Annotated in this window: 26 protein-coding genes; 18 read left to right on the top strand and 8 right to left on the bottom strand. The window is 38.6% G+C overall.

What is annotated here, in order from left to right:
• Positions 1-2: 2 nt before the first annotated feature.
• Positions 3-851, bottom strand: coding sequence for a peptide chain release factor N(5)-glutamine methyltransferase (gene prmC / locus IL355_RS08470; protein ID WP_192461736.1), 849 nt, complete (start codon positions 849-851; stop codon positions 3-5).
• Positions 852-953: 102 nt separating this feature from the next.
• Here prmC and ribD point away from each other — a divergent pair, with 102 nt between their 5' ends.
• From ribD to IL355_RS08490, 4 genes are read left to right on the top strand one after another with little or no spacing between them, the layout of a single operon-like run.
• Positions 954-2006 (top strand): bifunctional diaminohydroxyphosphoribosylaminopyrimidine deaminase/5-amino-6-(5-phosphoribosylamino)uracil reductase RibD, encoded by a 1053-nt coding sequence (gene ribD / locus IL355_RS08475; RefSeq protein ID WP_317175480.1) that lies wholly within the window; start codon positions 954-956, stop codon positions 2004-2006.
• Entirely contained in the window at positions 1999-2604 is a 606-nt protein-coding gene (locus tag IL355_RS08480; RefSeq protein WP_192461737.1) for an HAD family hydrolase, read from the top strand. The genes ribD and IL355_RS08480 overlap by 8 nt, the downstream gene beginning before the upstream one ends.
• A complete protein-coding gene (locus IL355_RS08485) occupies positions 2605-3474 on the top strand; it encodes an EamA family transporter (protein WP_192461738.1) in 870 nt (289 codons plus the stop codon).
• Positions 3474-4085, top strand: a complete 612-nt coding sequence (locus IL355_RS08490; RefSeq protein WP_192461739.1) for an IMPACT family protein — start codon at positions 3474-3476, stop codon at positions 4083-4085. The genes IL355_RS08485 and IL355_RS08490 overlap by 1 nt, the downstream gene beginning before the upstream one ends.
• A gap of 1 nt (position 4086) precedes the next feature.
• Here IL355_RS08490 and IL355_RS08495 read toward each other — a convergent pair whose 3' ends face one another.
• The gene (locus IL355_RS08495; RefSeq protein WP_192461740.1) at positions 4087-4485 is read right to left on the bottom strand and encodes an acyl-CoA thioesterase; all 399 of its coding nucleotides are present in this window, start codon (positions 4483-4485) and stop codon (positions 4087-4089) included.
• A gap of 205 nt (positions 4486-4690) precedes the next feature.
• On the opposite strand from IL355_RS08495, the gene dnaA reads away from it, so the two are divergent.
• Genes dnaA through IL355_RS08510 form a run of 3 tightly spaced genes read left to right on the top strand, consistent with a single transcriptional unit; the run spans position 4691 to position 7308 of the window.
• Positions 4691-6115 (top strand): chromosomal replication initiator protein DnaA, encoded by a 1425-nt coding sequence (dnaA, locus tag IL355_RS08500; protein ID WP_187457630.1) that lies wholly within the window; start codon positions 4691-4693, stop codon positions 6113-6115.
• Between the two features lie 26 nt (positions 6116-6141).
• Positions 6142-6570 carry a low molecular weight protein-tyrosine-phosphatase gene (locus IL355_RS08505; protein WP_192462116.1) on the top strand — a complete coding sequence of 143 codons (429 nt, stop codon included), beginning with the start codon at positions 6142-6144 and terminating at the stop codon, positions 6568-6570.
• Positions 6571-6585: 15 nt separating this feature from the next.
• Complete coding sequence (locus IL355_RS08510) at positions 6586-7308, top strand: SAM-dependent methyltransferase (RefSeq protein ID WP_192461741.1); 723 nt, start codon at positions 6586-6588, stop codon at positions 7306-7308.
• Positions 7309-7374: 66 nt separating this feature from the next.
• Here IL355_RS08510 and IL355_RS08515 read toward each other — a convergent pair whose 3' ends face one another.
• From IL355_RS08515 to dapF, 4 genes are all read right to left on the bottom strand, one after another.
• Positions 7375-8004 (bottom strand): hypothetical protein, encoded by a 630-nt coding sequence (locus tag IL355_RS08515; RefSeq protein WP_192461742.1) that lies wholly within the window; start codon positions 8002-8004, stop codon positions 7375-7377.
• Between the two features lie 146 nt (positions 8005-8150).
• A complete protein-coding gene (gene mltG / locus IL355_RS08520; protein WP_192461743.1) occupies positions 8151-9194 on the bottom strand; it encodes an endolytic transglycosylase MltG in 1044 nt (347 codons plus the stop codon).
• Positions 9184-9717: a GNAT family N-acetyltransferase gene (locus tag IL355_RS08525; protein ID WP_192461744.1), complete on the bottom strand. Its 534-nt coding sequence runs from the start codon at positions 9715-9717 to the stop codon at positions 9184-9186. The genes mltG and IL355_RS08525 overlap by 11 nt, the downstream gene beginning before the upstream one ends.
• On the bottom strand, positions 9717-10493 hold the full coding sequence (gene dapF / locus IL355_RS08530) for a diaminopimelate epimerase (RefSeq protein WP_192461745.1): 777 nt from the start codon (positions 10491-10493) through the stop codon (positions 9717-9719). Before dapF ends, IL355_RS08525 begins: the two co-directional genes overlap by 1 nt.
• A gap of 193 nt (positions 10494-10686) precedes the next feature.
• Here dapF and IL355_RS08535 point away from each other — a divergent pair, with 193 nt between their 5' ends.
• The 9 genes from IL355_RS08535 (at position 10687) to IL355_RS08575 (ending at position 21158) form a co-directional block, all read left to right on the top strand.
• Positions 10687-12069, top strand: coding sequence for a S1C family serine protease (locus IL355_RS08535; RefSeq protein ID WP_192461746.1), 1383 nt, complete (start codon positions 10687-10689; stop codon positions 12067-12069).
• 253 nt (positions 12070-12322) lie between these two features.
• Positions 12323-12943: a tRNA (guanine-N1)-methyltransferase gene (locus tag IL355_RS08540; RefSeq protein WP_192461747.1), complete on the top strand. Its 621-nt coding sequence runs from the start codon at positions 12323-12325 to the stop codon at positions 12941-12943.
• Positions 12944-12990: 47 nt separating this feature from the next.
• Positions 12991-13446, top strand: a complete 456-nt coding sequence (locus IL355_RS08545; protein WP_192461748.1) for a GNAT family N-acetyltransferase — start codon at positions 12991-12993, stop codon at positions 13444-13446.
• A gap of 9 nt (positions 13447-13455) precedes the next feature.
• Positions 13456-14130 (top strand): tRNA (guanosine(37)-N1)-methyltransferase TrmD, encoded by a 675-nt coding sequence (gene trmD / locus IL355_RS08550; protein WP_192461749.1) that lies wholly within the window; start codon positions 13456-13458, stop codon positions 14128-14130.
• Positions 14131-14252: 122 nt separating this feature from the next.
• Positions 14253-14603 carry a 50S ribosomal protein L19 gene (rplS, locus tag IL355_RS08555; RefSeq protein ID WP_187457620.1) on the top strand — a complete coding sequence of 117 codons (351 nt, stop codon included), beginning with the start codon at positions 14253-14255 and terminating at the stop codon, positions 14601-14603.
• A 735-nt stretch (positions 14604-15338) separates the two neighbouring features.
• Complete coding sequence (locus IL355_RS08560) at positions 15339-17558, top strand: NADP-dependent isocitrate dehydrogenase (protein ID WP_192461750.1); 2220 nt, start codon at positions 15339-15341, stop codon at positions 17556-17558.
• 110 nt (positions 17559-17668) lie between these two features.
• On the top strand, positions 17669-20068 hold the full coding sequence (locus tag IL355_RS08565; protein ID WP_192461751.1) for a TonB-dependent receptor: 2400 nt from the start codon (positions 17669-17671) through the stop codon (positions 20066-20068).
• Positions 20069-20071: 3 nt separating this feature from the next.
• Positions 20072-20908, top strand: coding sequence for a DUF4249 family protein (locus IL355_RS08570; RefSeq protein ID WP_192461752.1), 837 nt, complete (start codon positions 20072-20074; stop codon positions 20906-20908).
• A gap of 1 nt (position 20909) precedes the next feature.
• Positions 20910-21158: a DUF6095 family protein gene (locus IL355_RS08575; protein ID WP_317175490.1), complete on the top strand. Its 249-nt coding sequence runs from the start codon at positions 20910-20912 to the stop codon at positions 21156-21158.
• A 1-nt stretch (position 21159) separates the two neighbouring features.
• On the opposite strand, the gene IL355_RS08580 is transcribed toward IL355_RS08575, so the two are convergent.
• Positions 21160-21846 carry a DUF4294 domain-containing protein gene (locus IL355_RS08580; protein WP_192461753.1) on the bottom strand — a complete coding sequence of 229 codons (687 nt, stop codon included), beginning with the start codon at positions 21844-21846 and terminating at the stop codon, positions 21160-21162.
• Between the two features lie 104 nt (positions 21847-21950).
• On the opposite strand from IL355_RS08580, the gene IL355_RS08585 reads away from it, so the two are divergent.
• A complete protein-coding gene (locus IL355_RS08585; protein WP_192461754.1) occupies positions 21951-23039 on the top strand; it encodes a M42 family metallopeptidase in 1089 nt (362 codons plus the stop codon).
• Positions 23040-23072: 33 nt separating this feature from the next.
• Positions 23073-23621, top strand: a complete 549-nt coding sequence (locus IL355_RS08590; RefSeq protein ID WP_192461755.1) for an NUDIX hydrolase — start codon at positions 23073-23075, stop codon at positions 23619-23621.
• On the opposite strand, the gene hisS is transcribed toward IL355_RS08590, so the two are convergent.
• A complete protein-coding gene (hisS, locus tag IL355_RS08595) occupies positions 23616-24992 on the bottom strand; it encodes a histidine--tRNA ligase (protein WP_192461756.1) in 1377 nt (458 codons plus the stop codon). The two genes, IL355_RS08590 and hisS, sit on opposite strands and share 6 nt — an antisense overlap.

The following is a 24992-nucleotide window of genomic DNA, read 5'->3' on the forward strand; positions in this document are numbered from 1 at the left end:
TTTTATTTGACAGCCTTGACCATGCGGTCATTACCGAACATATCTTTTCGCAGTTCAATTTCTGAAAAATTGTGTTCTTGCAAAAGGGCTACCATTTCTTTTCCTAAATATTGATTGATTTCCAAATACAGACAGCCACTCATTTTTAAATGCCTCTCGCAAAACAACACGATATTTCTATAAAAAATCAAGGGATCATCATCCGAAACAAATAAGGCCAAGTGAGGCTCATGATTTAATACATTGCCATGCATTTCCTTCTTTTCTAAGTTACGAACGTATGGAGGGTTTGAAACTACAAGGTCAAACTCCAATTCAATATTGGGGTTGACCAACATGTCGGCCTCTATAAATTGAACTTCAACTTGATGGAGTTCTGCATTTTTCTTGGCGACCTTTAAAGCTTCTTTAGAAATATCAAGTGCATGGATATTAGCGTTTTTTAAGTTTTTCCCCAAGGAAATAGGAATACAACCACTTCCTGTGCCCATATCCAGAATTCGAAGAGATTCTTCATTATTTTCAAAATCCTTTAGAATCCAGTGTACCAATTCTTCCGTTTCCGGCCTAGGAATCAGTACATGTTCATTCACGTCAAAATCCAAATCCATAAAATGGGCTGTTCCAATGATATGCTGAATGGGCTTATTTAATATCAAACTGCTTAAAGCTTCAAAAAGAGGCTGCTCTTCATCCTTTGTAATAGTTATATTTGGCTGAAGCGCCAAAACAAACCTTTCCAGATTTAGGTAATGTTCAATAAGAATGTAAAAAAAACTGTTGATTTCCTCCGAAGGATACATCCCCTCCAACTCCCTATGAAATATTTGTTTGATCTCTTTTAGCTGCATCTGTTTGAAGGAATCATCTCATTTTCAATCGGTCTGGAAAGCAAAAACCTAACTGACCGCAAAGAGTCTTTTGAGCAGGAATTATTATACTATTTTTACGGGGTGAAGATACACAGAAAATACATGTTGCGGTGCTTGCAGATTGCAAAGAACGGACTGGGAACTACAGCTCCCAATCCCATGGTGGGCTGCGTAATTGTCTATGATTCCAAAATCATTGGAGAAGGTTTTACCAGTCCGTATGGAGGTCCGCATGCAGAGGTCAACGCTGTTAATTCTGTAAAAAACAAGGCATTATTAAGTGAATCAACATTGTATGTTACCTTAGAGCCTTGCAGTCATTATGGTAAGACGCCCCCTTGTGCCGACATGATTATCAAACACCAAATACCGAAAGTGGTCATAGGTCTTTTGGACCCACATGAAAAAGTAGCCGGTAAAGGTATTTCCAAATTAAAAGATGCCGGTGTGGAAGTTAGTTTTCAAATTATGGAAAACGAATGCCGCGAACACCATAAGCGCTTTTTGACCTTTCAAGAAAAGAGGAGGCCCTATATCATTTTAAAGTGGGCACAAACCTCCGATGGTTTTATAGCTCCCCTAAAAGACAAAAGAGACGATGAACCTAAACCCTACTGGATTACCAACAAATTTTCAAGGCAATTGGTTCACCAGTGGCGCAGCCAAGAACAGAGTATTCTGGTAGGCACCAAAACAGCTTTGGAAGACAACCCTAAATTAGATGTAAGGCAGTGGCATGGAAAGAACCCAATCCGGGTGGTATTAGATCGCCAGCTGAAATTGGGCAAAAAATCCAATTTATTGGATGGCACCATTCCTACTATTGTTTTTACCGAACAGATTGTTGAGGAGAATACATCTGAAAACGTGAGTTACCAGCGAATCGACTTTAATGAAAATTTGGCAGAACAAATCTGCGAAATTCTTTTTAGGAACAACATCAACAGCGTATTGATCGAAGGTGGTGCTCAAACCCTGAAATGTTTTATTGATGCCAATTTATGGGACGAAGCTCACATTTTTATAGGAAATACTACTTTCAAAGAAGGTGTCAAAGCTCCTTTTATATCAGGACGACTAGTTGAAACAAGAAATATAGCGGGAGACCAACTAAAAACATACCATAATGATTAAGAACATCATTTTTGATTTTGGAGATGTATTTATCAATTTAGACAAGCAAATTATCTTTCGTGAGATGGAAAAGTTTGGAGGAGAACTGACCCTTACTCCTGAACTACTTCAACTTAACAACCAGTATGAGGTAGGAAAGATTACTTCAGATGAGTTTCTTTCAGGTCTTGCCGAAGTTTATCCTCAAGCCAGTAAAGAACAAATAAAAAACATTTGGAACGGTATGTTGTTGGATTTCCCTGAGGAACGACTCCAGTTCATTGAAAAAATCAGTCAAGAAGGTAACTACAGAACCTTTCTGTTAAGTAATACAAACGCCCTTCATATTGAACATGTAGAGAAAATCATGGGAACGGAAAAATACCATCGTTTTCAAAACTCCTTTGAAAAATTCTATTTATCGCACGAAATCAACTTACGTAAACCCAATGCGGAAATCTATCAGTTCGTATTAGACCAAAATAACCTTGTGGCGGAGGAGACTTTTTTTATTGACGATACCAAAGAGAATACCGATGCGGCCACCGAACTGGGAATCCACTGCTGGAACATGCAGGTGGGTAAAGAAACAATTTTGGAACTTAACTCTAAGCTCTAAATGCTTTATTTACTCTTTAGCATTTTATGTGCAAGCCTCATTTTTGTGGTATTCAAACTTTTTGAAACCTTTGGTATCAACACCTTACAGGCCATTATTTTCAATTACGCGGTAGCCTGTACCTGCGGTATTATATTTTACAAGGGCGATATAACCCTTGATCAGCTTCCCGGCAAACCTTGGTTTTTGGGTACACTTGCCTTGGGCGTTCTTTTTATCGCCATCTTTAATCTTATGGCTGCCACTACTCAAAAAATGGGGGTAAGCGTAACTTCCGTTGCTACCAAAATGTCCTTAGTGGTTCCTGTGGTGTTTGGAGTCCTAATGTACAACGAAGTACTGGGTACCCTAAAAGTAGTTGGTATTTTAATTGCCTTACTTGCTGTATATTACACCTCCGCAAAGGAAAACAGCATAGAAAAAGTTCAAAAAATTTCGTGGCTTTTTCCCTTAGGAGTTTTTTTAGGTTCTGGTATTATTGACACAAGTTTAAAATTTATCCAAGAGAGAATGGTGCATGAAAACGATTTCCCCATATTCTCGGCAACGGTATTTGGGGCGGCGGCATTCATTGGATTTATTATCACTTTAGTTAAAAAAATAAAAAGGCAACCCTTTCAATTTTCAGTTAAGAATATCATTGCTGGAGTAGCTTTGGGAACCCTAAATTATTTCTCCATTTACTTTTTATTGAAGGCGCTTAAAAGCAATGGTTTGAATAGTGCTTCTATTTTTACCATTAATAATGTAGCCATTGTGCTGTTTTCTACCTTATTGGGCATTCTTCTATTCAAAGAAAGATTAAGTGCCAAAAACTGGCTTGGTGTTGCTTTAGCCGTAGTTAGTATATTACTTGTAGCTTTGTTCTAATGGAACCCAGCAGCGATATCTTTAGAACAGTTGAAAAAGCCTCAGAAGAAATCCTCTTTAAAGAGAAAAAAAGCAAGTTTTACGGTTCAGTATTTCCCATTGATACGGAAGAAGAAGTTAAGCAAATCATTGAAGAACTCCGTAAAAAACATCCATCGGCCGGACATATATGTTATGCCTGGCAAATTGGAACACAGGAAACGAGATATAGGGCCAATGATGATGGGGAACCCAATAATTCTGCCGGGATGCCTATCTATGGGCAAATTCAATCTTTTGAAGTTACGAATGTTCTGGTAGCGGTAGCACGAATTTTTGGTGGCACAAAGCTAGGAGTTGGCGGATTGATTTCTGCTTATAAAACAGCTGCGCAGACCGCATTGGAAGCCTCTAAAATCATTGAAAAAACACTACAGTCACAATTTGAATTAACCTTTGCCTATGATAAAATGGACATAGTTATGCGAACTATTAAACAGAAGCAATTGGAAATTCTCTCTCAAGAAATGAACCTAGACTGCAAATTGATAATATCAGTTAGACAACGTGACGCCTCTGTTACACTTCAAACTTTTGGAGGTATCCATCAAGTAAAAATCAGGGAAATTTAGATTAGGACCTTATCTTGCTCAAAATCTCATCAGGGCATTTTATAGGTCTTCTAGATTCAGAATTTAAGAATGCCAAAACTGTATTTCCGGTAGCAATAATTTCTTTATGTTGATTGGTTAAAACATAGTCAAATTCTATCTTAACCAGAGGCTCTTTTAACAATGTGGTTTCCACCGTTATGTAATCATCGTAATAGGCAGATTTTTTAAAATCAACAGAAAGCGAAATAACTGGCAGAATAATTCCGTTTTCTTCCATTGTTTTGTAGGAAATTCCTAACCCACGTAACCATTCAACCCTTCCCATCTCCATATATTGCGCATAATTCCCGTGGTATACTATTCCCATCTGATCGGTTTCGCCGTATCGTACCCGGAAAGATATTCTGTTAAATTTCATTGACTTTAAAGTAAAAACTATATATTTAATTGATTTCGAATGTGTCACTGAACATGCGAAAAAAAAAGGTCAAATTCAATAGACTTACCATTTTTTTTTTAGCTTTTTTGTTCACATATTTGCCCCACTAGAAAGTACGGTATCCCCCTTGTATTTTCCACCGACTTGCGAAATCACTAACCGACAAAATAAGAGAAACTTTAAGATGGGTATTACGGCTAATTCCGTATGGAAAAATTGTTTGGCGTTCATTAAAGATAATATTCAACCCCAAGCATATAAAACGTGGTTTGAACCAATTAAACCAATTAAGTTAGCGGAAAATGCCTTGAGCATACAAGTACCCAGTAAATTTTTTTACGAATGGTTAGAGGAGCATTATGTAAAGCTTCTCAAAGTGGCCCTTACAAAAGAACTGGGTGAAACCGCAAAATTGGTCTACATAATCCGTATGGAAAACACCTACGGAAACAAAGAACCTTTTACCGAAAAAATTCCAAGTACCAACAGAGGCAATATGGGACCTCAGGAAATGGATGTTCCAATTAAATCCAAAAACCCTGAACTAAAAAACCCCTTTGTTATTCCGGGAATTAGAAATATCAAGATAGAATCCCAGCTTAATCCCAACTACAATTTTGACAACTTTCTGGAAGGAGACTCCAACAGATTGGCCAGATCCGCCGGTATGGCGGTTGCCAACAAACCTGGAGGTACTTCTTTTAATCCGCTATTGGTCTTTGGGGGCGTTGGATTGGGAAAAACTCACTTGGCACATGCCATTGGTGTGGAGATAAAGGACAAATATCCTGAGCGTACCGTACTTTATATTTCTGCGGAAAAGTTTACACAACAGTATATTGAATCCGTAAAAAAGAACACTAGAAATGATTTTATCCACTTCTACCAATTGATAGATGTGTTGATTATTGATGATGTTCAATTTCTGAGCGGAAAATCCGGTACCCAAGATGTGTTCTTCCATATTTTCAACCATTTGCACCAAAATGGAAAGCAAGTTATTCTTACTTCTGACAAAGCTCCTGTAGATATGCAGGATATAGAACAGCGTCTGCTGTCTAGATTCAAATGGGGACTTAGTGCAGAACTACAAAGTCCTGATTACGAAACACGTGTTTCCATTGTAAAGAATAAATTGTATCGTGATGGTGTTGAAATGCCGGAAGAAATTATTGACCATGTAGCAAAGCACATCAAGACCAATGTAAGGGAATTGGAAGGCGCTATTATTTCGTTAATAGCACAGTCCTCCTTTAACAAAAAAGAGGTAACACTGGAGCTCGCCCAACAGGTAGTTGAAAAGTTCGTAAAAAATACAAAACGCGAAGTTTCAATCGATTACATTCAAAAAGTAGTTTCTGATTACTTTGAAATGGACGTGGCTACCTTGCAATCAAAAACCCGTAAAAGACATATTGTACAAGCAAGGCAGCTGGCCATGTTTTTTGCCAAGAAATTTACCAAGGCTTCCTTGGCCAGTATAGGTTCTCAAATTGGAAAAAGAGATCACGCTACGGTACTGCACGCTTGCAAAACGGTAGATAATCTTGCCGAAACTGACAAGCAGTTCAGGAAGTACATTGAAGACCTCACCAAAAAATTTACCTGATTTTGAGTACGAAGACCAAGGTGCTAATGATTTGCTTGGGCAATATTTGCCGCTCCCCTTTGGCCGAAGGTATTTTACAGAACAAAGTTGATCCGGACAGAGTTTTTGTAGATTCTGCTGGAACGGGTGGTTACCATATTGGAAATGCTCCTGACCCAAGGTCCATTGCAGTTGCCCGGTCTCACGGAATTCATATTGAAAATCAACGTTGTCGGCAATTTACTGAAACAGATTTTGAAAATTTTGATGTAATTTATGCCATGGATAAGAGCAATTATGGAAACATTATTGCAAAAGCCAAAACCAAAGCTGACCAACAAAAGGTAAAATTATTGCTTTCTGAAGTAAATCTCTCTGTTCAGGAAGTTCCTGACCCTTATTGGGATGACAATGGATTTCAGAATGTTTACGACCTCATAGACACCGCATGTGAAGCCATTGCCAAAAAGCTTTAAAATCTTTTTTAGCGAATGGAAAGCACAAAATCAATTTTTGGAAAATTATACCTGATCCCAACAACCCTAGGTGACAATGAACCTTTGGAAGTATTGCCGCTTTCCGTTAAACAGGCCATTGAGAAAATAGAGCACTACATTGTTGAGAATGAAAAGACGGCCAGACATTTTATAAAAAAAATAAGTCCGCGCAAATCCCAACCCGGCTTGACCATTCATGTTCTAAACAAATACACGGAACCCGAAGAAATTCCACTGATGTTGGAAGCTTGTTTATCAGGAAAGGATGTGGGTGTTTTGTCCGAGGCCGGTTGCCCCGGTATAGCCGATCCCGGTGCCGATGTGGTAAAATTAGCTCATGACAAGGGCATAACGCCAGTACCATTGGTGGGCCCCTCCTCTATTTTTCTAGCTTTAATGGCAAGTGGAACGAATGGTCAAAGTTTTGCTTTTAACGGATACTTGCCAATCGACAAAGTTGAAAGAAAAAAGGCAATTAAAAGTTTTGAAAGAACATCAGCTGAAAAGAACCAATCCCAAGTTTTCATTGAAACACCCTACAGAAACGATAAATTATTGACAGAACTTTTAAAGACCCTGAGACCTACGTCCCAACTTTGCATTGCCTGCGATATTACCCTAGCTACAGAATTCATCAAAACGCTATCCGTTGCACAATGGACCAAGGAATCCATAGACCTTCATAAAAGACCTGCTATTTTTATAATCCAAGCATAAAAAAACCCTAGCTTAAAGCCAGGGTTTTACCACATTCATATATAATTGTATGTTTTTTCGCGAAAACTAAACTTTAGGATTTCGCTTGGGAATAATGTGAGACACATCATAACCTGAAAACTTGCGCATATATTTGGCTATACTAGTACCATAACTGTCCGCCACATCATATGCACCCCAAGAACGAAGGTACTTCTTTACATTACCCGCTCCCGCCAAATGGGCGGCAGCCAATATTCCAGATTCCGTAATCACGGTTCCATTGATCTCTTTTCCAACAAAACGTGGGATGTCTCTTCTAAGAATCCACTTGTTTCTAGAAATATTGGTATGGAACACTTTTTCCTGTAATATAGGATCGTTTAAAAAGCGCGTAGCATTATAAACTCCCATTAATTGCAGGGTACCAATACCAAATTGATATTTACCTAAATACCCTAAGGTATTGGTGGTAAAATAATTACCTTGGGATTCCTTGAATGCCAAGGCTTCTTTAAAGCCAATGTACGTACTCCCTAAAAAGGGAGGTGCCATTAGCATGCTCTTAGGTATGGTTTTGTTTTTGGGGAACAAAACCAAAGTAGGTTCGGTCACTTTAAGAGTTTCGGGCACCTTGGCCATTTTTGGCTTAAATGCAAAACTCATTAAAACAGCGGTAATGATCAGGGGGCTTGAATAACTTAGCCACTTTCTCATATCTTGCTTTTCCTATGACTTACGAGAAAAATCCCTGCATAGATTTCACAGCCGGCAAAGTTACCCCAGTTTTAAGTTATTGTTTAGAAATCTTCGTTAAAAAGACAGCGAATTAGTTAAAAAGTCTTAAAATTCCGACAAAAAGATTATCGGTTGATTTTTTGTGCGTTGATCCACTGGACGTACTGCACTTTGTTTCGGTTATGTTGAGCCAAGGTTTTGGCAAACTTGTGGTAGCCAAAATTCTCCACGTCGGCAACAAAATATAGATAATCATGACTTTCAGAATTCAGCACCGCCTCAATTGCAGAAATATCTGGCATAGCTATTGGACCAGGAGGAAGACCTGCATACTTATAGGTGTTATAGGGAGAATCCAACTCCAAATCCCTGTACAAGACCCTTTTGATTACCATATCAAAATCATTCGCTTCTTTTTTAAGAGCGTAGATAACGGTTGGATCGGCCTGCAATAGCATACCTCTTCTTATCCTATTTAAATAAAGTCCGGCCACCTTAGGTCGCTCATCCACCTTTGCCGTTTCTTTATGTACCAGAGACGCCAAGGTTATGACTTCTTCCGGTGTTAAGTTCATTTTCTCCGCCTTTGTTTTTCTCTCCGGTGTCCAGAACTTTTGGTATTCCTTTGCCATACGCTCCCTAAATTCTTCTCCGGAGGTATTCCAAAAGAACTCATAACTGTTGGGAAGGTACATCCCCAATTTGGTCTCTTGGTTAAATCCATTTGTTTTTAGAAACTCTCTATCGTTCATAGCTTTTAACAAAGAAAGACTATCCGCTTCTATTTGCTCAGAAATCCTTCCTGCCAAGTCCTCTATAGTTTCTTGATTATTAAAGGAAACGCGCACCGGGATATTATTTACCCTTAGGGTATTGATAATATCATTGTTGTTCATTCCTTTTTTAATAGCATATTTTCCCGGTTTCACGTTGGAAGCATACCCCTTTCGTTTGGCAACCTGTTCAAAAGTTTCCAAATTTTCCAACAAAGGTGCCGCAAGACTCTTCACCTCCTTAAAATTGGCATCCGAAGGTATATACAAATAAGCCTCCTCATTATTAAATGAGGTGTTGGATACAAAAATGGCGTTATAAATAAAATAGGAGAAAACCCCTCCAACAACCAATCCTATCAATACTATTATAAGCAGAATCTTTTTAATGTACATTATCCTTTATTTTTTGCAACAACACTTCATTTTTATACTTACCGTTGGAATATATCCAGTCTTCTTTTACTCCAACCACTTGGAACCCCATTTTTTTAAATAAATGCAAACTTATTTCGTTCTCTTCAAGCACATTGACATACAACTGTTTAACATCCAAAACCTTATAGGCGTAATCACAGATTAAACCTATCACCTGCCCTCCTACACCTTTATTCCTATCTATTGTATTTAACACGATGATACCCAAACCTACTCGTTTATTTTTTGGGTCAAAATCAAACAAGTCAACCAAGCCCAAAACTTCCTCGTTCAAATTACAAATACATAGTCGTAATTGTTTAACCTCGTAGATATCCCTATGGGCATTTTCAAGATATTCCTTTAAAACAAACTTGGAAAACGGGGATGTGGTACCACTAATTTCCCAAACGTCAGGATTGTTCTCTAGATGGTACAGAAAATCCAAATCGGTTGGCTCAAGTGCCCTTAAGAATATAGTGTCACCTTTAAGTAGAAGCATTAAATGGTTATTTCCCCCTTAAATACCTGCTTTGCTGGGCCTGTTAGATAAATGTTCCTGTAGGTATCGCCATCTTTGGAAAATTTCACTTTAAGGTTACCGCCTTGGGCCTTAATTTTCACTTCACTAGATGTTGTTTTTTGTTGATGGTGCATGGCTAGAGCCGCAGCCGTAACCCCAGTTCCACATGAAAGTGTCTCATCTTCCACTCCACGCTCATAAGTTCTTACGGCAAACTCATCGTCAGAAATTGATTCAACAAAATTGATATTACTACCGGACTGTCCATACAAACCATATCTAAGTTTTTTCCCTTCCGAGAACACATCAAAAGATTGAATGTTCTTAACCATCTGCACGTGATGGGGAGAACCGGTATTTAGAAACACATAGTTAGGTTTCATTTTAATATCGGACAAATCCTGCATTTGCAAGCTCACGAGTTCATTATCAATAGAGGCATTGTGCAAGCCATCTACGGCATTAAAAGTTGTTTCATTTTCAATAATGCCCAGATACTTTGCAAAGGCAATGGTACATCTACCACCATTTCCACATAAAGACCCCTCGTTACCATCGGCATTGTAGTAGACCATATTAAAATCTGACATTTCGTCATTTTCCAACAAAATAAGGCCATCTGCTCCTATGCCAAATCTACGGTCGCAAAGCGAAGCAACTAATTTGGTATCTTTTTTGGGGAAATTAAGCGAACGATTATCGATCATTACAAAATCATTTCCCGTTCCTTGATATTTATAAAAGGTAAGTAACATAGCATAAAATGAGGCAACAAATATAAGCTTTTAAACCATTCAGTTTCTGGCTTATATATAGAGAGTTGAACCATTTTACAACCTGCTGATTAAGATTATTTTAGCAGTTAAAAAGTAGTTAAAGGCTTTATACCACATTGGTGAAAGAACTAATTTTAACATTTAAAGCAAACCAAAAAACAAGTGCATTAAGATGAAGAAAATAGCAAGTACATTTCTTACGGCTCTTTTTGCGGGGGCATTGACCCTAGGAGCATATAAAGTATTTTTTGAAAAACCCAATTACACCATTGTTTCAGAGAATGACCAGGGATCGGTATTTCAGACCAGTTACAATCCTACAACAGGAATTAATGAGGTGGATTTTACTTCTGCCGCCGAAACGACGGTAAATGCGGTAGTTCATGTAAAAAATGTATCCATAAACCGAGGAGGAAGTAGCTATTTGGATTTCTTCTACGGCCATGGTAGTAGCTCAAGACCCCAAGTAGGTACGGGATCGGGTGTTATTATCTCCCAAGATGGGTACATTGTAACCAATAACCATGTAATTGATAATGCGGACCAATTACAGGTGATGCTCAATAATAATAAGGTTTATAATGCAGAATTGATAGGTACCGACCCCAATTCCGACATTGCCTTGTTAAAAATTGAAGCCGATGGGAATTTACCTTATCTAGCTTTTGGAGATTCTGATAATGTGCGTGTGGGAGAATGGGTATTGGCCGTAGGTAATCCTTTTAGTTTAACTTCTACGGTTACCGCAGGCATTGTAAGTGCCAAGGCTAGGAACTTAGGTAAGATAGACCAGTCCTTTATTCAGACAGATGCTGCTGTAAACCCGGGAAATAGTGGTGGAGCTTTGGTTAATACCAATGGTGATTTGGTAGGTATCAATACAGCTATTACCTCACAAACCGGATCTTATGTTGGTTATTCTTTTGCCGTACCTAGTAATATTGCCAAAAAGGTTGTGGATGATATATTGGAGTACGGCAATGTTCAAAAGGGAATTTTAGGAATTAATGCTGCTAGGGCTAACACACCTTATGCCGTAGAAAAAGGGATCAACCAAATTGAGGGCGTTTATATTTCCGGAGTGGAAGAGGATACGGGCGCTCAAGAAGCGGACTTAAGGGAAGGTGACGTTATAAAACAAATTGATGATATTAAAATTAGAAAATTTGCAGATTTAACAGGCTACCTGTCTTCCAAAAGACCTTCGGACACGGTACAAGTAACCATCAATAGAAATGAGGAACTATTGACTGTACCAGTGGTTTTAAAGAAGCGACAGGTCATTACAGTTCCCAACATGGGTCTTGAAATTAAAAATCTCTCTAAAGAGGACATGAAAAAATTCAGGACCAGAAAAGGTGTAAAAGTGGTTGGGGTTCCTGAAATTTATAGAGGCTACGGTCTAGATGGGAAGGTTCTTCTCTCTCTAGATGACGAAGAAATTAATGATATTGAGGAGGCAAAAGTTCTTTTTGGTAGAATTTCCAAAAGAGGAAGAACTATCATAACCATGATCAATGAAAAAGGCGAAAGGGAACGACTCATATTCCAATAATTAAAAAATAAACGCTTCCGTTTAGGGAGCGTTTTTTTGTTGGAATTACTTCTATGAACATAAAAATTTTTCATGAACAAAAAAATATACTTGTGGTCATAATCTTTTTAGCTCATTTTAATCGTATTATATGACAACACCAGTTTTGAGCGATAACCGGGACAAAAGCTTATTCGCAAATTTTTTTCTTAATTGATATTATTCAATTACTTTAGCTCCCTCTAATAAAATAACTCCAAAGACTCATTAGAACATGAAAGGTTTTAGACTACTGTTAATTATAGCGGCCTTATTTACTTTCAACCTACAATTTGCCCAAGAAGAGGAACAACAGGATGAACTATCACTGGACAAAGGTCCTATTGATAGCCAATTTGAATTTGTGTTTACCAAATCCGGTAATTACCGTGCAGATGGCAAGCGATATGAAGTGGTGAGAACCATTTCCTTGGATAAATTAAGACAAAATGTACTTGACACGCTAAGCGGATACAATAAAAGAGCTGCAGAGTTAAAACAGACTATAGCAGGTCATGAATCCACTATAGCCTCCTTGAACGAGAAATTGGAGGAAACGACCAATAACCTTACTTCTGTTACCGAAGAAAAAGATAGCATGTCATTTTTGGGAATTATGGTTTCCAAAAGTACGTATAACACCATTTTATGGTCCGTTATGGGATGTTTACTGGTGTTCTTGTTATTCTTTATATATAAGTTCAGGAATAGCAATGTGTTGACACAAGAGGCCAAAACCAATCTGGCGGAGCTGGAAACCGAATATGAGGACCATAGGCGCAGAGCTTTAGAAAGGGAACAGAGAATAAGCAGGCAGCTACAGGACGAAATCAACAGATACAAAAAACAAAAATAACAAAAGCTCCTCACGGAGCTTTTTTCTTTTAAACACCGCATTACTCTATGTTTAAGATTATTAGAGCAGAAAGGGAACACCTAGAAGATGTAGCCCCCCTTTTTGACGCCTACAGGGTTTTCTATGAGCAAGAATCCGACCAAGTTAAAGCTTTGGAATTTCTAACGGAACGTTTTTTAAATGACGAGTCCGTTATTTTTATGGCCTATGACAATGATAAAGCCGTAGGTTTTACCCAGCTTTACACCACCTTTTCATCTGTAAGTCTAAAAACTGCCTACATTTTAAACGACTTATTTGTGAATCCTGAATATAGAAAAAAGGGTGTGGGAGAAGCTCTTTTGCTTCAAGCTCAAAAACTATGTGGCGAAAAAAAATTTAAAGGTATTTCCCTAGAAACGGCACACGACAATCCCGCCCAAAGGCTATATGAAAAATTGGGTTGGGAAAAGGATTCTGGCTACTTTCATTATTTTTGGACATCCAAACAAGTTACCAATTAAAGTTCTGCTATGCGAATAGACATTATTACCGTCTTGCCAGAATTAATGGAGAGTCCTTTCAACGCTTCAATCCTAAGCAGGGCCAAAGAAAAGGGCATTGTAGAAGTTTATTTCCACAATCTTAGGGACTATACGGATAACACCTACAAACAGGTTGATGACTACCAATACGGTGGCGGAGCCGGTATGGTTCTTATGATCGAGCCCATAGACAAATGCATTTCAGGGCTACAAAAGGAGCGGCAGTACGATGAAATCATATACATGACGCCCGATGGAACCACGTTGGACCAAAAATTGGCAAATCAACTATCCTTGCACGAAAACATCATTATCCTTTGTGGTCATTATAAAGGAGTGGACCAACGTGTAAGGGACAAGTTTATTACCAAGGAAATCTCCATTGGCGATTATGTGTTGTCCGGTGGTGAATTGGGTGCCGCGGTACTTTGCGATGCTGTAATACGCTTGCTTCCCGGTGTGTTGAATGATGAAACATCGGCACTTACAGATTCATTTCAGGATAATTTGTTGGCCCCGCCAGTTTATACAAGACCGGCAGATTATAAAGGAATGAAAGTCCCGGACTTACTGCTAAGTGGGAATTTCCCAAAAATAGAAAAGTGGCGTGAAGAACAAGCATTGGAGAGAACACAGCGTCTGAGACCCGATCTTTTAAAATAAATTCTTCAAAAATTTAAAATTTTCTTGTAGGTTTTAGAATATAACGTAATTTTGCAACCTGTTAAATCAACCTCTGACGAAAATCGTGAATGTTGCTTTATATTAAACCATAAATTACAATCATGGAAGCATTGTTAAAATTCGTTGAGGACGAGTTTGTTCCAAAAAAGGAGTTCCCTGCATTTTCAGCAGGTGATACTATCACAGTTTATTACGAAATTAAGGAAGGTGAAAAAACCAGAACCCAGTTCTTTAGAGGAGTTGTTATCCAAAGAAGAGGTACAGGGGCAACAGAAACCTTTACTATTCGTAAAATGTCTGGTACCGTAGGTGTAGAGCGTATCTTCCCTATTAATATGCCAGCCTTGCAGAAAATAGAAGTAAACAAAAAAGGTAAGGTTCGTAGAGCACGTATTTTCTACTTTAGAGGTCTTACCGGTAAAAAAGCTCGTATTAAGGAAGTACGTTCCTAAGCTAATTTACCTACATAAATTAATCCCTGTTAAATCATATGATTTGGCAGGGATTTTTTGTTGTCAACAATTGTTCATAACCAATGTTTATAAATGGTTGATTTTTAAAGTGTTAAAAAAAATTGATATGTTCATATTCTTTGTATATTAGTAATGCGATTGAGAAATGAACCTGTCGATGGAAAATTTTAGCAATCGGTATAGAGTTAACGTTCTTTATATTGTTGTTTAACCTAGCGTATTTATGAAGGCATTTGTAAACGGACGCAAAGATGGCGAGCATTTGTCCTTAAAACTGTCGTTTTTTGGATATACTATGTGGATGTACTTACCAACTTGTATTTAAACTTAGAGTTTATACAGTTGCTCTTAAGATCATTTGGACAACAAGAAGAAAAATTCAAGTAGAATTGGGTGATACCTGTTCAAAAGAATTTATCAAACGTTTGAAATAGCCATGCAAACGCAATCAATGGTTGCCGATCTACAGAAAGTAGACACGAAAGTTTGACAACTATTTCTAAAAGCCATATCAATGTATTAATACAATGATATGGCTTTTTTTATGCCGGGTATTTTCTACTCACCTTTCTTTGGATTTTCCTTAATATTTCTGCACTAAATAAATAATATTCGTTAAATAATTTCTCCTGTTTAAAGGCTTTTCTGATATAGTTAGTAACAAAACATAAAATTGTATATTTGCTCCGCTTTAAATTAAACTCCTAACTATACATGTCTAAGATATTTTATACGAAGACCGATGAAGCCCCAGCTTTGGCAACTCAGTCATTTTTGCCAATTGTAAAAGCTTTCTCTAAAACTGCCGATGTAACCCTTGAAACCAAAGATATATCCCTTGCCGGAAGAATAATCGCCAATTTCCCGGATTATCTTAAAGAAGAGCAAAGAATATCCAATGATTTGGAAGAACTGGGTGAGTTAGCCAAGAAACCAGAAGCTAACATTATCAAGCTCCCAAACATTAGTGCTTCCATTCCGCAATTGAAAGAAGCTATAGCGGAGTTACAGGAAAAAGGCTATGCGTTGCCCAATTACCCAGATAACCCTAGCAACGAAAAAGAGCAGGATGTAAAGTCTAGGTATGATAAAATAAAAGGTAGTGCGGTGAACCCGGTATTACGTGAAGGAAACTCGGATAGAAGAGCTCCCCGTGCCGTTAAGAATTATGCCAAACAAAATCCTCATTCCATGGGGGCGTGGAGCAAGGACAGCAAAACCCACGTTGCCACTATGGGTAAGGAAGACTTTAAAAGCAATGAAAAGTCCCTTACGATTGATGCAGCTACGAAGGTTAGAATTGAACTTAGCCAAGAAGATGGTTCGGTAAAGATTCTCAAGGACAATATTGCCCTTTTGGCCGGTGAGATTATTGATGCTACCGTAATGAGAAAAGCTGCCCTTATGGCTTTCCTTAAGGAGCAAGTGAAAGATGCCAAGGACAAAGGCGTTCTATTCTCGCTTCATATGAAAGCTACCATGATGAAGGTATCGGATCCCATTATCTTTGGTCATGCCGTAGAGGCTTATTTTGAAGATGTTTTTACCAAGCATGCAGAAACCTTTGCTTCTGTAGGTATTAGCTCCAATGATGGTTTGGAAAATCTCTTTTCAAAGTTGAACGACCTTCCTGCCGCTAAAAAAGCCGAAATAGAAAAAGATATTGAACAGACCATTGAGAACGGTCCCGATCTGGCTATGGTAAATTCAGATAAGGGTATTACCAATTTACATGTGCCCAGTGATATCATTATTGATGCCTCTATGCCTGCAATGATCCGTAATTCAGGTAAAATGTGGAATGCCCAAGGTAATACACAAGATACCAAGGCCATCATTCCAGATAGCAGTTATGCAGATGTATATACAGCTACCATAGACTTTTGTAAAAAACACGGTGCTTTTGATCCTACTACTATGGGAACTGTACCCAATGTTGGCTTAATGGCCCAAAAAGCGGAGGAATACGGATCGCATGACAAGACCTTTGAAATTGCCAATTCCGGTAGTGTAAAGGTTATAGATATAAACAGCAATGCTACACTTATTGAGCATGCAGTAGAAAAAGGGGACATTTGGCGTATGTGCCAAGTAAAAGATGCTCCTATCCAAGACTGGGTTAAATTGGCGGTTTCCAGAGCTAAGGCTACGCAAGTACCTGCGGTATTCTGGCTAGATGAAAATCGCGCACATGATGCTGAATTGATCAAAAAGGTAAATCTTTATCTAAATGATCATGAAACAATTGGTCTGGAGATTAAAATTCTTGCTCCTAAAGAGGCTACCGAGTTCTCTTTGCAAAGAATGAAAGAAGGAAAGGATACCATTTCTGTAACCGGAAATGTACTTAGGGATTACTTAACAGATCTATTCCCTATTCTTGAAGTTGGTACGAGTGCCAAAATGCTATCCATAGTTCCATTGATGAACGGTGGCGGATTGTTTGAAACAGGTGCGGGAGGTTCTGCCCCAAAACACGTGGAACAATTTATGGAAGAAGGTCACCTTCGTTGGGATTCCCTAGGGGAATTCTTGGCTTTGGGCGTTTCCCTTGATTTCTACGGAGAGAAGAACAATAATGCCAAAGCGAGAATTTTAGGCGATGCATTGGACAGCGCAACCGAGAAATTCCTTATCAATGATAAATCACCTTCTCGAAAAGTGATGGAAATTGATACCCGCGGAAGCCATTTCTACCTAGCACTTTATTGGGCAGAGGCGTTGGTTAATCAAGACAAAAGTGCCGAGCTAAAAGCTACTTTTGAAAAAGTTTATGGAGAATTACGTTCCAAAGAGGAGCAAATAGCAAAAGAACTTATTGAAAGTCAAGGAAGCACAAAAGATGTGGGCGGTTACTACCTTCCAGATTCTGATAAAGCTGCTGCGGCAATGAGACCAAGTCAGACGCTAAACTCCATTTTAGACGCTATCTAAAATGGCTCATATAAATTAAAAAGGCTCTCTATCAAGTTATAGAGGGCTTTTTTTTTGACATTATCCCTAAGGACATGCCATTTCTAACTATTTTTATAAAAAGATTTTGAATGCCCCACAAGATTAAGTTTCTCCTTCCTCTATTGTTCTTGGTCCTACACCATTCCTTTGCACAACAACGATTTACACTTAGTGGAACTGTTTCTGAAGATTCCAGTAATGAAACATTGATAGGCGTTACCATAGCCGTTCCAGAACTAAGAACGGGTGTAACCACCAATGAATACGGCTTTTACTCCATTAGCTTACCAGCAGGTGAATACAAGGTTCAAGTGAGTTACTTGGGCTTTCAAGATATTGTAAAAACTATTGACCTTTCTGAAAATCAAAAACTCAATTTTCAGATGACGGAGGCTGCCGAACAATTGGATGAAGTTGTTATTACGGAAGACGTTGAAAAAATCGATATTAGAAAGCCTCAAATGAGTGTTAACGCTATGTCCGTTGAAACTATCAAAAAAATTCCAGTCATTCTTGGAGAAGCAGATGTTATTAAATCTATCCTTTTGCTTCCGGGGGTTACTAATGCTGGGGAGGGCGCCTCCGGTTTTAACGTTCGTGGTGGTGCGGTAGACCAAAATCTTATTCTACTTGACGAGGCTACAATTTTTAACTCATCGCACTTATTCGGTTTCTTTTCGGTATTCAACCCAGATGCCATTAAGGATTTAAAACTTTATAAAGGTGGAATTCCCGCTCGCTACGGAGGTAGGGTTTCATCTGTTCTTGATATTTTTCAAAAAGAGGGAAACAGTAAGGAAATAAAGGTCAATGGCGGTATTGGTGCGGTTGCTAGTAGGTTACTGGTAGAGGGTCCGATAATTGAAAACAAGGCGGCTTTTTTAGTGGGAGGCCGTGCTTCCTATGCTCATTTATTCCTACCCTTGTTCGATGTTGACAACACCGCATACTTCTATGACCTAAATACGAAACTTAATTACAATATTAATGACCGAAATAGCATTTTCCTATCCGGCTATTTTGGAAGGGATGTCTTTGGCATAAGTGATAGCTTTGTAAATACCTACGGAAACGCCGTTGGAAACTTTAGGTGGAACCATTTGTTTTCTGATAAATTGTTCTCCAATCTTTCTTTGATTTATTCGGATTACTATTACGGACTAAAATTAGATTTTGTAGGCTTCAATTGGAACTCCGGTATTCAGAATTTCAATATAAAATATGACCTCAAGCATTATGTTAACGATAAGCTACAGGTCAACTACGGATTAAACAATATTTACTATAGATTCAATCCTGGAAAAATTGAACCAAGTAATGACAATTCTGGAATTGTAGAAGATCAATTAATACAGAAATACGCCAATGAATTTGCTGCCTATATTGACGTGGAACAGGATATTACCAATAAACTAAGCCTTAATTACGGACTGCGTTTTAGCAACTTCGTGCGCTTGGGACAAGATGAAATAAATGAATATGCCAATAACAATCCCGTTTCCTTTGATCCCGAGTTATTAATTTACCAAGAAGCTGAACCTATTTCAGTTTCCAATCCTGAAAGAAGTTCAAGTTTGGCTACCTATTCTAATTTTGAACCCCGTGTTTCTTTGGCATATACCTTAAACGATGCTAATTCATTCAAGGCCAGTTATACGAGACTAGCTCAATACCTTCATTTATTAAGCAACACCAGCTCCCCTACCCCTTTGGATGTTTGGACACCTAGCGGACCTTTTATTGAACCTCAAAAGCTAGACCAATATGCCGTGGGCTATTTTAGAAATTTAAAGGAAGGAGAATACTCCTTGGAAACAGAGCTCTTTTATAAAGAAATCCAAAACCGAATAGATTACATTGACGGTGCCAACCTTATTGCAAATGATGCCATTGAACAGGTTATTCTAAATGGGGAAGCACGTGCCTATGGGTGGGAGTTACTACTTAAAAAGAATGAAGGCCGGTTCCAAGGATGGTTAGCATACACTTTGTCCAAATCCGAACAACGCACCCCTGGCAGGGAAGCAACGACTAACAACGGCATTTCGCCCAATGAAACCGGAATAAATTTCGGGGAATGGTACAACACTCCCTATGACAAGACCCATGACATTTCTCTTTATGGCAGTTATGAGCTCAATAGTAAATGGAGTTTCAATTCCAATTTTGTATATCAAACGGGTCAGCCTACCAATTATCCCGTTGGTCAATTTGAATTTCAAGGTCTATCAGTACCTTTTTATGGCTTAAGAAATGAGGAGCGTCTACCGGCCTATCATCGATTGGATTTATCGGCCACAATGACACCAAGAAAGAACAATGACAGAAACTTTAAGGGCGAGTGGGTATTTAGTTTATATAACGTCTATAACCGAAGAAATGCAGCTTCCATCAATTTTAGCCGCAATCCGGACACTAGGCAAAACGAAGCTGTTAGAACCAGTATTTTTGGTTTTGTACCGGCCGTAACCTATAATTTCAAATTTTAGAAGATGAGGAAGGTTTATTTTAAGCTCGCCATACTTTTATTTCTTGCTTCCTGTGAAGATGTGGTTGAAATTGATACTCCAACGGAAAGTCCACGGCTTTTTGTAGATGGCGTCATTAGGATAGATGAAAGCAGTAGTAGTACCAATGTTTCATTTCAGGTAGGTCTTACCAATAATTTTTTCGATGATACCCAAACCGCCAATTTAGATGAAATAAGAATTACCAATGATTCCTACATTCCGGAAAATCCATCGGAAGATAATTTTTTGGATCTGGTTCAATCCCCTTCTGGGAGATATGAAGGCTCTAAAGACACTAATTTTTTTACGAATGGAGGAGAACTTGTACTCTCCATTTCATTTCAAGGAGAGAACTTTAGGGCTGTTACCAATTACGTTCCCGCAGTACCCATAGACAATTTAATTCAAGGGGAAGGAAGCCTTTTTTCCGGTGACGAAACAGAAATAGTTATTTCATTTACCGATAACGGAAATAGGGATGATTATTATTTGTTCGATTTTGACTTTAATGAATATTTGGTTTCCGAAGATGAGTTTTACCAAGGGCAAACTTTTGAGTTTTCCTATTTTTATGACGATGACGTAGAAGCTGGCCGAGAGGTAGATATCAGTCTTTTAGGGGTAGACGAGACTTTTTTCAATTATATGAATCAAGTTATTGTGCAAGCTGGGGGTGACCAAGGGCCTTTTCAAACCCCTTCTGCTACGGTAAGAGGTAACATCCTGAATATTTCGGACAATAGCGATCCACGCGAAAATTTTGCTTTAGGATATTTCGCCGTATGCCAAACCTATTCCCAATCAATAACTATTGAATAAGGTGGGGAAAAACGAGCAAAGACATACGGACAAAGACTTGTTGATTAAAGGTATAAAGTTCTTAGCATATACCGTAGCACTCATGTTTTTAGCACCTATAGTTTTATACCAAGCTTTTAAAAATCAAGAGAATATTCTTTTTTGGCCAGTCCTGATCATAGGGCTAATTCTGGGGGTAGCCGCCATTGCCATGGGTTTTTATAGTTTAAAGGTTCTATTGGATTCCCTGTTTGGTACTAAAAAGAGATAAATTACTTCTCACGTTTGCCGCTTAAAGACCATTTGTTGCTCAATTGTGCATAGTCATAATCCAAAACGGATTCTTGCCTATCTAAACGGTACGAGGCAAAAGCCCTCTGTAGTATATCTTCAATGAGGTAATCTTCATGGACTTGGTCTGGGTGAAATTCTTCCTTAAGACTTATATCGAACATACTTGCCGTAGTATTGTACCAAAATGCCCGCCAACCGCTTCGTAGTTCTTTCACTAGGTCAAAGGCTGTTTCTCCAGTCTGCCTGTAAATGAGCTTTACCAAAATTTGGCCCTCGGTACGGGTCAGTTTTTTAAGTTCTTCTGAAAACTCCTCCTCTATAAATTTTTGAACCTTTTTGGTATACTTCTTTTGGTGTCTTTTTTTAGTAATTTGAGAAATGCTGTCATTGAGTTCTACCAACCTTTCCGCTGCCAACTTTGCATAAGGATACACTTTAATTGTCTTTCTTCTTAGAATGTAATATCTGAGTTTCTCCTTATAGGAACCAAATTCCAGCCTTCCAAAAAGATATACTTCATCTAGATCAATAGAACTCCTAAAGATAGAATCTCCTTCAACAATTATCATTTTTTCAGTAAGGGAATCTATTGGCTGTTCTACAATTTGAGCAACGCCAAAAAATGGAAATCCGACCAAAAAAAAATAAAACAAAATGTTTTTCATAGCGCGTAAAAGTGCAAAAGCCTTGCCAAAATTAACGATAATTAAGAACGCTTATTATTAATTAAAAGTGAATATTGCTAAGTTTGTAGGTAAATCTAATTTAAATGGCTAATAAGAAAATAATAACAAAAAAGTCGCTCGAGTTTTTTGAAAAATATCTTAACAATGCGTCCCCTACCGGTTATGAATGGGAGGGACAGAAAATCTGGATGGATTATCTAAAACCGTACGTAGATACATTCATCACAGACACCTATGGTTCCGCTGTGGGTGTCATTAACCCAGATGCCAAGTATAAGGTGGTTATTGAAGGGCATTCTGATGAAATCTCTTGGTATGTTAATTACATTACTGATAACGGACTTCTGTATGTAATTAGAAATGGTGGTAGTGACCATCAAATTGCACCCTCCAAGTGGGTAAACATTCATACAAAAAACGGCGTTGTCAAGGGCATTTTTGGATGGCCGGCCATCCACACCCGTGATAAGTCCAAGGAAGAACCCCCAAAACTGGACAATATTTTTATCGATATAGGCGCCAAGGACAAAGAAGAAGTTGAAAAAATGGGTGTTCATGTAGGCTGTGTTATTACTTACCCAGATGAATTCAAAATTCTAAACAAGGACAAGTTTGTTTGTAGAGCCATAGATAACAGAGCTGGTGGATTTATGGTGGCCGAAGTTGCCCGACTATTGCACGAGAACAAGAAAAAATTGCCTTTTGGATTATATATTACCAATGCGGTGCAAGAGGAAATAGGCCTTCGTGGAGCGGAGATGATTACCCAGACCATAAAACCCAATGTGGCTATCATTACAGACGTTTGTCATGATACCACTACCCCAATGATCGAGCAAAAAACGCAAGGGCATACTGAAATTGGTGCTGGACCTGTTATTTCGTACGCTCCTGCCGTTCAAAATAAACTAAGGGAACGTATTATTGAAACGGCCGAAGCCAATAAAATTCCTTTTCAACGGATGGCCGCTTCTAGGTCTACTGGAACTGATACCGATGCCTTTGCCTATAGTAATGGCGGTGTAGCTTCTGCTTTGATTTCTTTGCCTCTTAGATATATGCATACCACCGTGGAGACGGTACATAAAGATGATGTGGAAAATGTTATCAGACTTATTTACGAAACCTTGCTCAATATTGAAGAAGGAGAAACCTTCAGCTATTTTGATTAATCAAATCGCCCTCCTTTTTGGAGGGTTTTTTATATGGATGAACTCATAGATATTTTAGATTCTGAGGGAAAATTGACCGGCAAAACAGCCATGAAATCGGAAGCGCATAAAAACGGCTGGTACCACCAATCAGTTCATATTTGGTTTTATACCGAAAACGGACAGGTGCTCATACAGCAAAGAGCGGCCAATAAAGACACACATCCCCTACTCTGGGATGTTTCTGTGGCTGGCCATATTGGAGCCGGAGAAAATTTGCTAGATTCAGCAGTTAGGGAAGTGCAAGAAGAAATAGGTTTGACCATTGAGAGAAATGACCTTGAGAAAATTGGGATATTCAAATCATTCCATCAACACTCGGAGACTCTTATCGACAAGGAGTTTAACCACGTTTTTATTTGTAAACTCACAGTTCCTTTAAATAAGCTCACTAAGCAAGAAAGTGAAGTAAACGATTTAGCATTAATACCACTTATCACTTTCGCTCAAGAAACTTGGGGCATGGCCAATCTAAAGAAATATGTAGCACACTCCCTCGATTATTACAAAACTATTACTACTGAAATAAAAAAACGCTTATAGATTTTCAATAAAGTCCTTAGGTGTAGATAGCGCGTAATTTACTTGCTCCCCACTTTGCATATTTTTTACTGTGAATTCCCCATTTTGCAATTCTTGAGACCCAATCGAAATTACGTAGGGCACATTTCTATTGTTGGCGTACTTAAATTGCTTGTTTATTTTGGCCGATGAAGGATATAAATCGGCTTTAATGCCATTTTTACGCAGCTCAGTAACTAATTTCAGTGCTGCTTGGGATTCTTTTTCGCCAAAATTGAGGCATAATACCTGAAGGGATTGCTCAATTTCTTGAGGGAATAAATTCAGTTCCTCAAGTACCAGATAGATACGGTCCAATCCAAAAGAAATGCCTACACCACTCACATCCTTCAATCCAAAAATACCGGTGAGGTCATCGTATCTTCCGCCGCCGCCAATAGATCCCATTTTTACACCTTTGGGAGCTGCGACTTCAAAAATGGCTCCGGTATAGTAATTCAATCCTCTAGCGAGGGTGACGTCAATAGCCAGATTGGCGGACTGAAGACCTAATTCTTCAACGGTTTCTATAATAAATTGCAACTCTTTTACACCTTTAGTTCCAATTTCGGAATCTTGCAGCATTTTTTTGAGGGCCTGAAGTTGCTCCAGGTTACTTCCGGATAAAGAAAACAAGGGTTCTACCTTGGCAATTGCCTGAGCAGTCAACCCTCTTTCTGACATTTCCTTTTTTACGCCTTCTTCCCCAATTTTGTCCAACTTATCCAAGGCAACGGTAAAATCAATTAAGAGGTCGTGAGCTCCAATAACTTCCGCAATCCCGGAAAGAATCTTACGGTTGTTCATTTTAATGGTAGCACCTTCCAATTTTAAATTGGTAAAAACAGCATCGTACAACTGTACCAATTCCACTTCTTGTAATAGGGAATTGGCCCCGACCACATCAGCATCACACTGAAAAAACTCCCTAAACCTACCTTTTTGCGGCCTGTCTGCCCTCCAAACGGGTTGAATTTGGTAACGCTTAAAAGGAAAATCAATTTCATTTTGGTGCATGACCACATAACGCGCAAAGGGTACGGTGAGATCATAACGAAGGGCTTTTTCGGAAATTTTGGGAGTCATTTTTCCTGTATCCTTGGCCACGTAAGTGGCTTCATCTACCTTTTTTAGATAATCTCCAGAATTCAGTATTTTAAAAATCAATCGGTCACCTTCATCCCCGTACTTACCCATTAGGGTTTCGGAATTTTCAAAAGAGGGCGTCTCAATAGGTTGAAATCCAAAAGTTTCAAAATGCTTGCGTACAATACCGAAAATATAGTTACGCTTTTGTACTTCAGAGGGAGAAAAATCCCTTGTTCCTTTTGGTATTCCTGGTTTCTGGGCCAT

It is taken from the genome of Euzebyella saccharophila (assembly GCF_014855495.1).
GTDB lineage: Bacteria > Bacteroidota > Bacteroidia > Flavobacteriales > Flavobacteriaceae > Euzebyella > Euzebyella saccharophila.